Origin of the sequence: Mycobacterium sp. UNC410CL29Cvi84 (assembly GCF_000686745.1) — a bacterium.
GTDB classification, from domain to species: domain Bacteria; phylum Actinomycetota; class Actinomycetes; order Mycobacteriales; family Mycobacteriaceae; genus Mycobacterium; species Mycobacterium mucogenicum_B.
Genome location: NZ_JMLM01000027.1, coordinates 23,581 through 37,950, shown reverse-complemented (window position 1 = coordinate 37,950; position 14,370 = coordinate 23,581). Strand labels below are relative to the sequence as shown.

Genomic DNA, 14,370 nt, shown 5'->3' with positions numbered 1-14,370 from the left:
CGCTCATCCCAGGAACCGGTTGACGTCGTGCGCGAAATCCGCGATGTGCTGGAATAGGAATCCGTGTCCGGCGGCGCTGTAGAGCACCACCTTGGCGTCCGGCAGCTGCTGCGACATCGCATAGGTGGCATAGGAATTGATCATCACGTCGTGGGCGCCGTTAGCAACCAGCACGGGCAGCTTCAGCTCGGCCAGGCGTGAGTAGTAGCCGCCGAAAGCAGCGATGGCACCCAGTTGCGCGCGGTAAGTGTCTCCCTGCACCGCGGCCCCGGACTGAGCCAGCCGAGTATCCAAGCGCCGCAACGACGCCAGCCCGGCGGCGCGACCCTGATCGGTCTCCGGGAAGAACAGGTACAGGTAGTCCTCATCGTCATTGACGGCATGGCCCAGGACCTCCCCCACCCGCGGTCCGGGCGGCGGCTGGTCCGGCACTCCGGCCGGGGTGCTGCCCGCCACCACCAGGCGACGCACCAGTTCTGGTGCCCGCAGTGCAATGCCTTGGGCCACAATGCCACCCAGAGACCAGCCGAGCACGTCGACCTGCGTGAGACCCAATGCCCCGATGAACGCGATCCCACCATCCGCGAGCCCGTCGATGGAAGTCGGCGCATGGCCACTGGACAGGCTGGTGCCGCGGTTGTCGAACACGATGACCTCCCGCTCGGCGGCCAGCGCATCGAGCAGTTGCGGGTCCCAGTGGTCGACGGTGCCACGCAGACGCATGCACAGCACCAGGGGCACCCCGCCGGTGCTCCCGAATCGGCGGTAATGGAACCGTTCGCCGCCGGGGCCGCCGACGAAGCGGTCCTCGGCCTGATCGGACAGGTATGCCATGGTTTTCCCTTCAGTTGACAGTGATGTCGGTCAGTTCGATGGACACCACGAGTTGCTCTGGGATCGGGTGGTTGTCGGCGTCGCGGACGTAGATCATCCGGGTACGTGGGATCACCAGACCATCGATCTCATCGAAATCCGAGATATAGTGCGCGCCCGGGGATCCCCCGGCAATGTCGACCTGGTAGTCGCGTCGCCGGATCAATCCGTCGGCATCGACGTAGAGGATCTGGTGCGGGCTGTGGGTGGCGATGGTGTCGGGATAATCGACGTGCAGTGTGCGCCACCGCTGCCCGTCCTCGGTCCAGGGTTCGCCCTCCTCGGTATGCACTCCAGGGAAGGTCAGGTTGAACGGTTCGGCGGTGTAGGTCCACATGGCGTATCCGGTGAAGTACGCCAACTGCAATGTGGACCAGGGCGTTTCGAGGCTGTGTCCGGCAAACGAGGCGCGCGGGTCGTCGAGTACCTCCACGACGTCCCCATCTGTCGTCTCGATACCCACCCGCTGCGGGGTGTAGGCGGTCTTCAGATCGGGTGCGGTGAAAGGCCGCAGCGACGTACGTTGGTCTTTGATCCAAACGGTGATCTCGCCGTCGTCGACGATCCCGGGGACGGCCTTGATGTCCCAGATGGCGCCGCCGAACCGCTTGTGCGCGGTGACCGAGCTCAGTTCGCGCCAACGGTCGACTCCGCCGTACGTGTTCAGAACGGTGGTGAGCAGGTCTGTCATGAATTCTCCTTAACGGCCGAGGAATTGGCGGATGTGCTGGCCGAACTCGACCGGGTACTGGTCGAGAAATCCGTGGCCTGCGTCGGGGTAGACGCGCAGCTGGGCACCCCGGATCTTCTCCGCCAGCAGATAGCTGTTCTTGGTGGACATCATGGTGTCGTTGTCGCCGTTGGCGACCAGCGTCGGCTGGGTGATGGCCGAAAGACGTTCCAGTTTTGACGATTCCGGGATACCCCAGGTCATCAGGGCCTGGTACTGCGCATCTCGGCAGGCCAGGGTGGTCTCGGGATCTCGGTCCGTGCTGCGGGCATGTGTGCGGGCCAGGTATTCCCAGCCCCGCTGGACACTCTGTTGCGAGCCGGAGAAGAACAGCGCGATGAATCCCTCAGCGGTGATCTCGTCGGCGCACGCGTAGGTGTAAACGTCTTCGGACCAGCGGTGCAGATCGGGAGCACCCTGCGGGGCCGTGCCGGCGAGCACCAGCCTGCGCGGCAACCGTGGACGCACCAGAGCGATCTCCTGGGCGATGTGGCCGCCCAGCGAAAACCCCAGCAGGTCAACGGATGTGAGCCCGAGGGCATCGATGAACTGCAGGGCGTCGCGCGCCATATCCGTGACGTTGTCGGGGGTGGTCCCGGTGGAGCCACCGACTCCACGCAGGTCGACGGTGAGCACCTCACGGTCGGCCGCCAGAACGTCGAGCAGTGCCGGGTCCCAGTAGTCCAGGTTGCCGCGAAAATGCTGCAGCAACACCAACGGGGGCAGGGTGACTGATGGGTTACCAATGCGCCGGTAGGCGAACCGTTCGCCGGCGACCTCGATTTCGAGATTGGCGGCGCGCGCTGCGTCCGCCACGGTGACGACCTCCGTCATGTGTTGCCTCTCCGCTGTTGTCGATGGCACCAGCCTGCGATCTCGACCGGTCCCCGGGGTATCCGTCAATTGACTACGGAGCCATGCGGACGCCGCTGGCGGGTCGCAATGGTCGTTTGACGGATGGCCCGATCCGGCACCTGAGGTCAAACTGGCAGCCATGCCGTATATGGAGGGCTCCGACGGGGCGCAGCTGTACTACAAGGACTGGGGCAGCGGGCCGGCGGTGGTCTTCAGTCATGGCTGGCCGCTCAGTGCCGACGCCTGGGATGTGGAGCTGAAACTGCTTGCCGACAACGGTTTCCGTGCCATCGCTCATGACCGGCGGGGGCATGGCCGGTCCGAGCAGACGTGGTCGGGCAACGACATGGACACCTACGCCGCAGACCTGGCGGCTCTGATCGACGGACTCGGATTGTCCGATGTCGTCGTGGTGGGGCACTCCACCGGAGGTGGCGAGGTGGTGCGGTACGCAGCGCGCCACCGCACGGGCCGGGTGCGCAAGGTGATCACTGTCGGCGCGGTACCACCGGTGATGCTGGCATCAGCGGAAAACCCTGAGGGCACACCGCTGTCGGTGTTCGACGACATCCGGGCCCGGGTCCTGGCCGACCGGTCCGCGTATTGGCGGGAACTCGCGGTGGCGTTCTACGGTTTCAACCGGGACGGTGCCGCTGTCTCACAGGGATTGATCGACCATTTCTGGCTGCAGGGCATGCAGGCAGGGCTGGCATCGGCGTACGACTGTGTCAAAGCGTTCTCGGAGACCGACCTGGCCGAGGACCTTCGAGCCCTCGATGTGCCGATCCTGATTGCCCACGGTGACGATGATCAGATCGTCCCGATCCACGATGCAGCGTCGAAGGCGATCGAGCTGGTGCGGTACGGCACCCTACGCGTGTATCCGGGTGCCTCGCACGGGATTCACGGTGACTATCAGCAGCAGTTGGGTCGCGACCTGCTGGACTTCATCCGGAGTTGAGCGTGTCGATGAGGGTGACGTCCCGGGTGGTTACGCCGACGCCGTCACGCCGCCGGAATACCACCAGTGCATGCTCACCGGTGGATTTCTCGATGAACCGGTAGCTGCGGCGTTTGGTGGTGGCCCGGTGTTTGTGACCCCACTGCCCCATCGCGGCGAGCACCGGCACCAGATCATGCCCGGCGTCGGTGAGCACGTAGCGACTGCGCGTTCGCTCGCCGGGCTCCCGGTAATCCTCGACCGCCAGGATGCCGGCGTCCACCAGCTCGGCCAGTCGCGCGCTCAGCACATCAGAGGCCACCCCCAGCCGTTCCCGGAACTCGGAGAACCGGGACCGGCCCAGCAATGCCTCACGGATGATCAGGATGGCCCACCGCTGCCCCAGCACCGCCATGGTGCGGGCGATCGGGCAGGCGTCGTCGGACCACGGGTCGGTGCGCATCCTCACACTCTACCTGGGTTGGCAATGCCAATTCAGCCTGCTAACTTGGCGAGGGTGATAATCGGTCGGTCAGCCGAGTTGGCCAGCGTCACCGACACGCTCGCCACGATCTCCACCACCGGCACAGCGCTGGTCGTCGATGGTGAGGCCGGCATCGGCAAGTCCACGTTGCTATCGGCGATCGCCGACTGGGCGGTGGCCAACGGCTACCGCAGACTTGGCTGTTCGGGCCTGCAAAGCCAGAGCGAGGTGGGCTTCGCCGGCGTCCACGAACTCATCCACCCGGTGCTCGACCACACCGCAGCACTGCCACCCCGCCAACGCACGGCCCTGCTGACCGCCTTCGGGCTGGACGACGGTCCGACACCGGACCGGCTGCTGGTCAGTCTCGCGGTGCTCGGTCTCCTCGAAGAAGCCGCCAGCCGACGCCGAATCATCCTGATCATCGATGACGTGCAGTGGCTGGACCAATCCTCACTGGAGGTTCTGGCGTTCGTCGCGCGCCGACTCGGTAACGCACCGCTGATGATGTTGTGTGCCGAACGCACGGGACTCGACGGCGCCGCACCGTATCTGGACGGTCTACCTCGATTGTCACTGGGCCCACTGGCTCCCGAACACGCCCGACAACTGTTGAACACCACCGCACAGCACGCGGACACCTTGCTGCAGCAGCGGGTGCTCGACCAGGCGGGTGGCAACCCGCTGGCAGTCATCGAGCTGTCCGGCGCCGCCGACGAGCGCGGCAACAGCGCGGTTTTCTCCGGTGAGCCGCTGCCCACCACCCGCCGGGTCGAACGGGCCTTCCTGTCCCAGCTCGACGGGCTGACCGACAACAGTCGCCTGCTGCTGTTACTGATCGCGTCCAGTGATGGGCAGCTGCGTGACATCGACGTCGCAACCGATCTTCTCGGCCTGGCACTCACCGATGAACTGGCCCCACTGGAGCGGGCGGGTCTGATCACAGCGAGCGGCGGCCGGCTCCACATGCGCCATCCGCTGATTCGGTCGACGGTCTATGGCTCGGCCCCACTGGCCGCGAGGACCGTCGTTCACCGGGCACTCGCCGATGCGACGGTCGACCCGGTCCGTGCAGCGTGGCACCGCGCCGAAGCCACCTTCGGCACCGACGAGCAGGTGGCCACGGACCTCGAAGCCGCCGCCCGCCAGGCCCACGCGCGCGGTGCAGGCGCCGAATCCGCCGCCGCCCTGCGCCGGGCAGCCGTATTGTCCCCCGATCCCGCCGCCCGGGTGCGGCGGTTGGCCGAAGCTGCCGAGATCGCCCGTAGCTCCGGGCTGACCGCCGAGTCCATCAGCATTCTCGGCGAAGCCGAGAGTCTGGGTGACCAGCATTGCAGCACAGGGCAATTGGTGCTCACCCGATTCGTCCTCAACGTCACCGCCGCGATACCGGGCCAGTCGGCCACCGAACTCGTCGCGCTCGCCGGCAAGTTCAGTGACGGCGACATCGAACAGCGTCGGTTGCTGTGGGCTGCAGCCATCGAGTGCCGCCTGCACGGCCTCGCCGAGGAACCCCGTCGCGACGTCGTTGCGGCCCTTCGCCACCTCGATGACGGCGCAGACGATCCGGTGGTGCGCATGGCATTGGCGTTGGTGGACGACACCGGCGCCGGTCAGGACCTGCGCACACGCCTGCCCCGGCTGATCGACGAAGTTGCCGACGACCCCCTGTTGCTGATGGCGCTGGGGTTCGCCGCCGAGGCGGTCGCCGACCGCATACATGCGCTGCAGTGCTGGAACCGCGTGCAGAGCTTATCCAGGACATCAGGGTCAGCTGCCGACGAATGCGAAAGTCAACGCGGTGCAGCGCAACTGCTGTTGGGAGAAGGCCGCATCCAGGCCGCGGCAATCGCTGCCGAGAATGCGCTGCGGCTGGCTCAGGACATCAACCTGCCGATGACCGCGGCCTCGGCGGCGGCCACTCTCGCCCGGGTGCAGGTATGGCAGGGCCGGTTCGATCAGGCCCGCGAGACGGTTGCCACGGCGCGCCGACTGCTGGCGCCCGACCCGGCGATCCTGTGGCATGACGACGTGCACTGGGCGGCGGGCCTGCTGGCGCTTTGCACCGCCGACCCAGCCGACGCATTGGGACATCTGTTGAAGATGACTGGGCACCGGACCTCACGGCGGTGGGCCATCGCCGATCTCGCCGAGGCTGCGGCCGGCAATGACCGCGCCGACCTGGTGCGACCGCTGCTCGCTGACATCGAAGACCAGGCCCGTCAGCTCGGAACAGGTCTGGAGTTGATGCTCGCACATCGCGCACACGCGCTCCTGGCACAGACTGCTGCCGAAGCGCACGAGCATTTCTTGGCAGCCCTGGCCGCCGGCGATGACGCGGATGCCGAACTCGAAACGGCCCGAACACATCTGGCATACGGGCAGTGGCTGCGTAGGCAGCGCCGGATCACCGAGGCACGCACCCACCTGTCATCTGCGCTGGCCGTGTTCGACGCCGCCGGTGCAGCGCCGTTCGCCGACCGGGCCGCCGCCGAACTGCGTGCCGCAGGCGTGGCCACCCCTGCCGGGACACCCCGTCACGGGCCGGTTTCCGAGCTGACCTCCCAGGAACTTCAGATCGCCCAACTGGCCGCCGCCGGCCTGACCAACCGGGAGATCGCCGACCGCATCTACGTTTCCCACCGCACCGTCGCGGCCCACCTTTACAAGATGTTCCCCAAGCTGGGCATCACCAACCGCAATCAACTGCACACCGTCTTGGACGACCGAACAGTAGTCATTTGACCGATAGTCGTCCTCAGCGCAGATCTACCTGCGATGGATCGCTCCGACGCGGTCCGCAGCAGCCGCGATCGCCGCGTCGCGGGCCGCGCTGGCCTCGTCCTCGGTCAGCGTCCGGTCGGGCGCCCGGAACCGCAGGGCCAGGGTCAGGGACTTGCGGCCCTCCCCGATCTGCGGGCCGGTGTAGACGTCGAACAGCCGTGCGCCCTCCAGCAGGTCGCCGGCACCTTCACGCACGACGTCGACCACGGCCTGGGCCGCCACGTCGTCGGCGACGATCAGGCTGACGTCCTGGAAGACCGCCGGGTACGGCGACACCGACGGCACGATGGCGCGCTCGACGACCGGGATGGCATCGAGGTTCAGCTCGACGGCGCACGTGCCCTTCGGCAGGCCGGTGCGCTCGATGACGGCCGGGTGCAGCTGGCCGGCGTAGCCGACAACGGTGTCACCGACCAACACCTCGGCGCAGCGCCCCGGATGCCACGGCAGCTCCTGGGCCGCGCGCAGCGTCACCTCGACGCCGCAGGCCCGGGCGATGATCCGCACGGTCTCCAAGGCGTCCGTGGCCTCGACCGCACGACCCGCGCCCCACGGCCCGGCAGGTTCGCGAAGGCCGGTGAGCACCGCGGCGACGTGCAGCGGCTGATACGGCAGGGCCTGGTCGATCTCGGCCAGCTCAGCCTCGGTCGGACGACGATCCACCGGGATCGGCGCGAGGGCCTTGGTCTGCGGTGTCGCCTGCACGACCTGCTCGATACCGAACAGCGCGACGTCGGCCGCGCCGCGAGACACGTTGCGCACCAACGCTTCCAGCAGTCCCGGCAGCAGCGTGGTGGCCAACGCCGGCCGGTCGGCTTCGAGCGGGTTGAGCACCGAGATGGTGGCGCGCCGCGGGTCGTCGGCCGGCAGGTCCCAGGCGTCGAGCACCCCAGCAGGCAGGAACGGCGTCGGCAGCACCTCGACGAAACCATTGAGTGCCAACGACTTACCGATGGCACGGCGACGCTGCTGGGCTGCCGTCAGGCCGCGGCCGGCCGGCGCCTGTGGCAGCACCGACGGGATGGCGTCGAGGCCTTCGAGCCGCAGCACCTCCTCGACCAGATCGGCGGGCTGCTTCATGTCGGGACGCCAGCTCGGCGGAACGACCGTGGCGTTCGCACCCGACACCGTGACATCGGCACCGATCTGCGTGAGGCGACGGGCCGTGGTGCCGGCGGGGTAGCTGACGCCGGCGACGCGGTCGGGCAGGTCGACGGCGATGGTCACCGGCGGCTGCGACCAGTCCGGCGCGGTGTGCTCGGCGCGCCAGTCGGTGAGCGTGGGTTCGACGGTGCCACCGGCGATTTCGGCCAGCAGCACGGCGCAGCGGTCCAGCGCGGCGCGAGAGATCGCCGGGTCGACAGACCTCTCGTACCTGCGGCTGGCCTCGCTGACCAGGTGCAGGCGGCGCTGAGTGCGTGACACTGCGGCCGGATCCCAGACCGCCGCTTCGAGCAGCACGTCGGTGGTGGTGTCGCGGACCTCGGTCGTGCCGGCACCCATTACGCCGCCGATGGCCGCGGTGGCCACGTCGTCGACGATCAGCACGTCGCCCGGATCCAGTTTGCGCTCGACGTCGTCGAGGGTGACGACAGTCTCCCCCGGCTTCGCGAAACGCACGTCGAATCCGCCGGTGATCAGCTTGCGATCGTGGGCGTGCATCGGGTGGCCGAGCTCGAGCATCACGTAGTTGGTGACGTCGACGGCCGGCGAGATGGCGCGGATGCCGGACAGCAGCAGGCGGCGCTGCAGCCACCACGGCGACACCGCGGCCGGGTCGATGCCGACGACCGGGCGCAGCCCGAAACGCTGCACGCCGGTGCCCGGCTGGACCGTCAGCGGCCAGGCCTCACCCTCGGCGGGCAGCGGCGGCACGTCGGCGGGGTCGACGAAATCCAGGTCGAAGGCGCAGGCGATCTCGCGCGCCATGCCGCGGATCGACAGGCAGTAGCCGCGGTCCGGGGTGATGGCGAGGTCGAACACCACGTCGTCCAGCCCCAGCACCTCGGCGCCCGAGGCACCCGGCTCGGCAGTGCCCGGCGGCAGCACGATGATGCCGGAATGGTCGGAGCCGAAGTTCAATTCGGCCGCCGAGCAGATCATGCCGTCGGAGACCCGGCCGTACGTCTTGCGGGTCGCGATCTTGAAGTCACCGGGCAGCACGGTGCCGGGCAGGGCCGCGACAACGAGGTCGCCGACGGCGAAGTTCCGCGCCCCGCAGACGATGTCGCGCGGCTCGGCTTCACCCACGTCGACCTTGCAGGCGCGGATGGGCTTCTTGAACTCGGTCAGTTCCTCGATCTCGACGACGCGGCCCACCGTCAGCGGACCGGTGACCGGTCCGGCGGCGATGACGTCCTCGACCTCGTGGCCGATCCGGATGAAGGCCTGTTCCAGTTCCTCCGGAGACACGTCCCAGCCGGGGGCACCGGCCTGGACGGCTTCCCGCAGCCAGCTGTAGGGAATACGCATCAGGCACCCACCCCGAACGGCAGGGAGAAGCGCACGTCGCCCTCCACCATGTCGCGCATGTCGGGAATTCCGTTCCGGAACTGCAGGGTTCGCTCCAATCCCATGCCGAAGGCAAATCCGGAGTATTCGTCGGGGTCGATGCCGCAGGCCCGCAGCACGTTCGGGTTGACCATGCCGCAGCCGCCCCATTCCACCCAGCCGGGGCCGCCCTTCTTGTCCGGGAACCAGACGTCGACCTCGGCCGACGGCTCGGTGAACGGGAAGAAGTGCGGACGGAACCGGGTGCGGCCCTCGGGGCCGAACTGGGCACGCGCCAGCGCATCCAGGGTGCCGCGCAGATTGGCCATGGTCAGGCCTTTGTCGACGGCCAGTCCCTCGACCTGGTGGAACACCGGGGTGTGGGTGGCGTCGAGTTCATCGGTGCGGAAGGTGCGGCCGATCGACACGATGTAGACGGGCAGTTCGCGTTCCAGCAGGGCGCGGATCTGCACCGGCGACGTGTGGGTGCGCAGCACCTGACGCGACCCGTCGGGCGCGATGTGGAAGGTGTCCTGCTCGCTGCGCGCGGGATGGTCCGGCGGGAAGTTCAGGGCGTCGAAGTTGAACTGTTCGGTCTCGACCTCGGGACCTTCGGCCAGTTCCCAGCCCATCGCCACGAAGGTGTCGGCGACGTTCTCGGCCAGGATCGTGATGGGGTGCCGGGCACCGATGGGTTGCCGCGTAGTCGGCAGCGTCACGTCGATGCGCTCGGCCACCAGGGCGGCGGCGTCGCGCTCGGCCCGCAGGACCACGATGCGGTCGTCGTACGCCTGCTGCGCGGCGCTGCGCGCGACATTGACGCGCTTGCCGGCGTCGGCCCGGTCTTCCTTGGCCAGGGTGCCCAGTGCCTGACGGGCCAGCGCGATGGGCGCCTTGTCGCCGAGGTGCTCGGTCTTGGCGCGAGCCAGGGCGTCGAGGTCAGCGGCCTGGTCGAAGGCGAGACGGGCGGCCTCGACCGCCGCGGTCAGTGCTGCTTCCGATAGTTCTTCACCCTGCTCAGCCACCCGGAGATCATAGCGACGGGCGTCGCGCCCACCGCACTCGCAGGGACCCGGCAGACCCTAGGCTTCGGCGAGCTCCCCGTCATCGGGTTCGGTTCCGGCGTCCTTGCGCGGCCTGATCCAGTACATCGCCAGGTCCTCGGGCACGCCGGATGCCTTCGGGCCGAACAACTGCTTGCGCACCTTCTTGGGGGTCACGCCGAGGGCGTCGAGGTACTGCTGGTCGATCCGGTCGAGCGTGGACTGCGAGATGATCAGCCCGCCCTTCGTGGCCCGCTCCATGACGCGCGCCGCGATGTTGACGTCGACGCCGAGCAGGTCCGACCCGATGCGCTGCGGCCGCCCGGTGTGGATGCCGGCGCGCATCTTGGGGTGATACCCGTCGATCTCGACCTCTTTGAGGGCATCGAGCGCGCGGATGACGGACCGCAGGGCTGTCACCGGGTTGCTGAACACGGCCATGGACCCGTCGCCCATGCGTTTGACGATGTGGCCGCCCGATTCCAGCAGCGGCGGTTCGAACACCTGGGCCACGCGGCGCAGCAGCCGGAGCGTGGTCTCGTCACCCACGCTCAGTGACCATTTGGAGAAGCCGACTAGATCGGTGAAGACGATGGTCACTTCGGGATTCGCGGGCCGGCCCGACACGCGCTCGGTCAGGGCCTGCCACACCTGCAGGCCGGCGAGGCTCACCTCGTGGGACGCCCCGCCGCGCGACAGCAGCCGATCGGCGGCCCGGGCCGCGGCGCTAGGCCCGCCCACGCCGGCCACCGACAGCGGGTCACCGAACTCCGGGTCCCCCGGCAGGGCACGGCGCGCCCGCCTGATGAATCCGATTACAGCCGGGCTGTGATTGGTGTTCTGCAACCACCCCAACGGTCCACTTGATCCTGGCCCCGCGTGTGACGCCGGGCCGATCTCTCCCACACCGTCGGATCGTTCTTCGAACGATTCGACTTCCACGACGCCACCCTAGGTGGCGGCCCGCGGCACCGGCAACGACAACCCCGGTCCGGCGCAAAAGTGGCTGGTCACCGAGTTGTGGCGGGCTGATAGCCGCTCTGTAACGGTCGCCGCGACACTGGCGTCAAACCGTGGACAACATACGTTGTCACGATTATCGTGGCGACACAGAACCCTCGGTATCAACGTTGAGCGAGGACACCATGACCCCACGAACGACGCCCGCCGCCGAACCGCTCGGCCCGGATTCGCTGACCTGGAAGTACTTCGGCGACTTGCGCACCGGCATCCTCGGCGTGTGGATCGGTGCGATCCAGAACATGTATCCCGAACTCGGGGCCGGCGTGGAGGATCATTCGATCCTGCTGAGGGAGCCGTTGCAGCGCGTCGCGCGCTCGGTGTACCCGATCATGGGCGTGGTCTACGACGGCGACCGCGCCGCCGACACCGGCGCCCAGATCCGTGGCTATCACCAGACCATCAAGGGCGTCGACCACGACGGCCGGCGCTATCACGCGCTCAATCCCGAGACGTTCTACTGGGCACACGCGACGTTCTTCATGCTGATCCTCAAGACCGCCGAGTACTTCTGCGGCGGGCTGACCGAGGCCGAGAAGCGCCAGTTATTCGACGAGCACGTGCAGTGGTACCGGATGTACGGCATGAGCATGCGGCCGGTCCCGGAAACCTGGGAGGACTTCCAAACCTATTGGGAGCACAAATGCTCCGAGGAGCTGGAGATCAACCGGGCCACGCTCGACATCTTCACCATCCGCATCCCCAAGCCGTGGTTCGTGCTGATGCCCACCCCGGTGTGGGACCAGATGTTCCGGCCGCTGGTGGCCGGGCAGCGCTGGGTCGCCGCCGGTGTGTTCGACCCCGCCGTCCGGGAACGGGCCGGCATGCGCTGGACGCCCGGCGATGAAGTGGTGCTGCGGCTGCTGGGCAAGGCCGTCGAACTGGCCTTCCTCGCCGTCCCCGATGAAATCCGTTTGCACCCAAGGGCATTGGCGGCATACCGCCGGGCCGCCGGACGCGTGCCGGCCGATGCACCACTGGTCGAGGCGCCGGGATTCATGGCCCCGCCGAAAGACCGCTGGGGCCTGCCGATGCATTATGTGCCACGTCACAAGTCGTTGATGGAACGCGCCGGATCACTGGTGCACACCACGTTCTCGTTGGCCGGTTTGCGTCCGCGCGCGGGCCGCTCAGTGTCCGGAAAGGCTGCCTGAATACATGCTTGATTGGTCCGACGTCGATATTGCCGTGCGCGACGCCGTTCGCGAGTTCGTGGACAAGGAAATCCGCCCGCACCTCGACGAGCTCGAGGGCGGCGACATGGAGCCCTACCCCATCATCCGAAAGCTGTTCGCCACCTTCGGCATCGACGTCATGGCGCGGGAGGCACTGGAGCGGCGGCTGTCCCGGCTGCGGTCCGGCGAAGTCTCGGACGGCAAGCCACGGGCGTCCGGCGGGATGTTCGGCGGCGGACCGGACCAGGCCGGCATGGGCATGGTGCTGATCAGCGAATTGTGCCGGGTCAGTTCAGGTCTGGTGACGGGCGTGGGCGTCAGCCTCGGCCTCACGGTGCCCACCATCCAGAGCCGCGGCACCCTGGCCCAACAGGAGCGCTGGCTGCCCGGCCTGGTGACGTACGAGAAGGTCGGCGCGTGGGCCATCACCGAACCCGACTCGGGCTCGGACGCGTTCGGTGGCATGAAGTCGTACGTCGTGCGTGACGGCGACGACTACATCCTCAACGGCCAGAAGACCTTCATCACCAACGGCCCCGACGCCGACGTCGTCGTCGTGTACGCCAAGCTGGACGAGGGCGACGGGGCCGACAAGCGCGACCGCAAGGTGCTGACCTTCGTGCTCGACCGCGGCATGGAGGGCTTCGTCCAGTCGAAGCCGTTCCGCAAGATGGGCATTCACTCGTCACGCACCGGCGAGCTGTTCTTCAATAACGTCCGGCTCGGCCGCGACCGGCTGCTCGGCGAGACCGAGGAGAACAAGGCCGGCGACGGCCGCGACAGCGCCCGGTCGAGCTTCTCGGCCGAACGCGTCGGCGTTGTGTCCATGTCGCTGGGCATCATCGAGGAATGTCTGCGGCTGTGTATCGACTACGCCAAGACGCGCACGTTGTGGGGCAAGGAGATCGGCCAGTTCCAGCTGATCCAGCTCAAGCTGGCCAGCATGGAGGTGGCGCGAATGAATGTGCGCAACATGCTGTTCCGCGTCATCGAGTCCGGCCAGGCCGGCCGCCAGATTCCGCTGGCCGAGGCGTCGGCCATGAAGTGGTACTGCTCGCAGGCCGCCACCGACGTCGCGATGGATGCCATCCAGTTGTTCGGCGGCAACGGCTACATGACCGAGTACCGCGTCGAGCAGCTCGCGCGTGACGCCAAGTCGTTGATGATCTACGCCGGCAGCAACGAGGTGCAGATCACCCACGTCGCCAAGGGGCTCTTGGCCTGATTCATGAATGCGCAGTGCCCGGGCGATAAAGTCCGTCGACGAACACCGCCACCAGACGTTGGTTGTAGGTGAGCGCCTCACCTGGAACGGGCTGACACAGCAGTGCGACGGTGTGGATGAGGTCCCTGGCACAGAGGTCGTCACGGACCTCACCGGTCGCCGTTGCAGCGGACAGCAATGCGTCAAGGGCCGGTTCGAGCTTCGAGGTGAGGTAGCTCGGTAAGGCATCGAAAGCCGGGTCGCCCGAGTGCAGCGCAGAAGCAAGCCCGCGCTTGGTGCCGACGAACTCGGTGAATCGGTACAACCACCTCTCGAGCGCCTGACCTGGTTCGTGGTGCCGAGCCAATACCGTTGCAGCCTCGGCACACGCGTCGACCTCGTGTTGCAGAACAGCCACGATCAGGTCAGATCGGCGCGGGAAATGCCGGTACAGGGTGCCGACTCCAACTCCCGCCAGGTCGGTGATCTCCTTGGCGGGCGCATCGACCCCCGCAGCCGCGAACACGGTTTTCGCCGCTTCGAGCAGCGCGCCGACGTTGCGCTGCGCATCGGTACGCTGCCGACGCTGCCGTGGTGACGATGCGGGCGAGTCGCCCGACTCCGACGGGCCTGCCGCCATTGAGTGCTCCGTCCCTTGCAAAATTTAACGGAAAAACTTTCCGGATAAGGTTGCGTTCCGGAAACGCGTTCCATATGTTAGCGGAATAGCTTTCCGAATAACTGGGGATCGGTGCCACCGCCGCCTCAGTCG

At 67.4% G+C, this 14,370-nt stretch carries 12 protein-coding genes; 4 read left to right on the top strand and 8 right to left on the bottom strand.

The genetic code is table 11. The features are described 5' to 3' along the window. Nucleotides 1-3: 3 nt before the first annotated feature. The 3 genes from BR47_RS0126500 to BR47_RS0126490 are packed head-to-tail and all read right to left on the bottom strand — an operon-like array spanning nucleotide 4 to nucleotide 2,437. Entirely contained in the window at nucleotides 4-834 is an 831-nt protein-coding gene (locus tag BR47_RS0126500) for an alpha/beta fold hydrolase (protein ID WP_029121339.1), read from the bottom strand. Nucleotides 835-844: 10 nt separating this feature from the next. Continuing rightward, the gene (locus BR47_RS0126495; protein ID WP_029121338.1) at nucleotides 845-1,564 is read right to left on the bottom strand and encodes a hypothetical protein; all 720 of its coding nucleotides are present in this window, start codon (nucleotides 1,562-1,564) and stop codon (nucleotides 845-847) included. Nucleotides 1,565-1,573: 9 nt separating this feature from the next. Beyond that, on the bottom strand, nucleotides 1,574-2,437 hold the full coding sequence (locus BR47_RS0126490) for an alpha/beta fold hydrolase (RefSeq protein WP_051635028.1): 864 nt from the start codon (nucleotides 2,435-2,437) through the stop codon (nucleotides 1,574-1,576). A 160-nt stretch (nucleotides 2,438-2,597) separates the two neighbouring features. Between BR47_RS0126490 and BR47_RS0126485 the strand changes: the two genes are divergently transcribed. Further along, entirely contained in the window at nucleotides 2,598-3,419 is an 822-nt protein-coding gene (locus BR47_RS0126485; RefSeq protein WP_029121336.1) for an alpha/beta fold hydrolase, read from the top strand. Here the strand turns inward: BR47_RS0126485 and BR47_RS0126480 are convergent. After that, a complete protein-coding gene (locus BR47_RS0126480) occupies nucleotides 3,406-3,861 on the bottom strand; it encodes a winged helix-turn-helix transcriptional regulator (RefSeq protein ID WP_029121335.1) in 456 nt (151 codons plus the stop codon). The two genes, BR47_RS0126485 and BR47_RS0126480, sit on opposite strands and share 14 nt — an antisense overlap. Nucleotides 3,862-3,915: 54 nt before the next feature. Between BR47_RS0126480 and BR47_RS0126475 the strand changes: the two genes are divergently transcribed. Next, nucleotides 3,916-6,627: an ATP-binding protein gene (locus BR47_RS0126475; RefSeq protein WP_231506789.1), complete on the top strand. Its 2,712-nt coding sequence runs from the start codon at nucleotides 3,916-3,918 to the stop codon at nucleotides 6,625-6,627. A gap of 24 nt (nucleotides 6,628-6,651) precedes the next feature. Here the strand turns inward: BR47_RS0126475 and pheT are convergent, their stop codons facing one another. Genes pheT through BR47_RS0126460 form a run of 3 tightly spaced genes read right to left on the bottom strand, consistent with a single transcriptional unit; the run spans nucleotide 6,652 to nucleotide 11,141 of the window. Next, complete coding sequence (gene pheT / locus BR47_RS0126470; RefSeq protein WP_029121333.1) at nucleotides 6,652-9,138, bottom strand: phenylalanine--tRNA ligase subunit beta; 2,487 nt, start codon at nucleotides 9,136-9,138, stop codon at nucleotides 6,652-6,654. Continuing rightward, a complete protein-coding gene (pheS, locus tag BR47_RS0126465; RefSeq protein ID WP_029121332.1) occupies nucleotides 9,138-10,181 on the bottom strand; it encodes a phenylalanine--tRNA ligase subunit alpha in 1,044 nt (347 codons plus the stop codon). The genes pheT and pheS overlap by 1 nt, the downstream gene beginning before the upstream one ends. Before the next feature lie 57 nt (nucleotides 10,182-10,238). Further along, on the bottom strand, nucleotides 10,239-11,141 hold the full coding sequence (locus tag BR47_RS0126460; RefSeq protein WP_029121331.1) for an adenylate/guanylate cyclase domain-containing protein: 903 nt from the start codon (nucleotides 11,139-11,141) through the stop codon (nucleotides 10,239-10,241). Between the two features lie 203 nt (nucleotides 11,142-11,344). Between BR47_RS0126460 and BR47_RS0126455 the strand changes: the two genes are divergently transcribed. Further along, nucleotides 11,345-12,373, top strand: coding sequence for an oxygenase MpaB family protein (locus tag BR47_RS0126455; RefSeq protein ID WP_029121330.1), 1,029 nt, complete (start codon nucleotides 11,345-11,347; stop codon nucleotides 12,371-12,373). 4 nt (nucleotides 12,374-12,377) lie between these two features. Then, nucleotides 12,378-13,619 (top strand): acyl-CoA dehydrogenase family protein, encoded by a 1,242-nt coding sequence (locus tag BR47_RS0126450; protein WP_020103315.1) that lies wholly within the window; start codon nucleotides 12,378-12,380, stop codon nucleotides 13,617-13,619. 1 nt (nucleotide 13,620) lies between these two features. On the opposite strand, the gene BR47_RS0126445 is transcribed toward BR47_RS0126450, so the two are convergent. Continuing rightward, on the bottom strand, nucleotides 13,621-14,238 hold the full coding sequence (locus BR47_RS0126445; RefSeq protein WP_029121329.1) for a TetR/AcrR family transcriptional regulator: 618 nt from the start codon (nucleotides 14,236-14,238) through the stop codon (nucleotides 13,621-13,623). Between the last annotated feature and the right edge of the window lie 132 nt (nucleotides 14,239-14,370).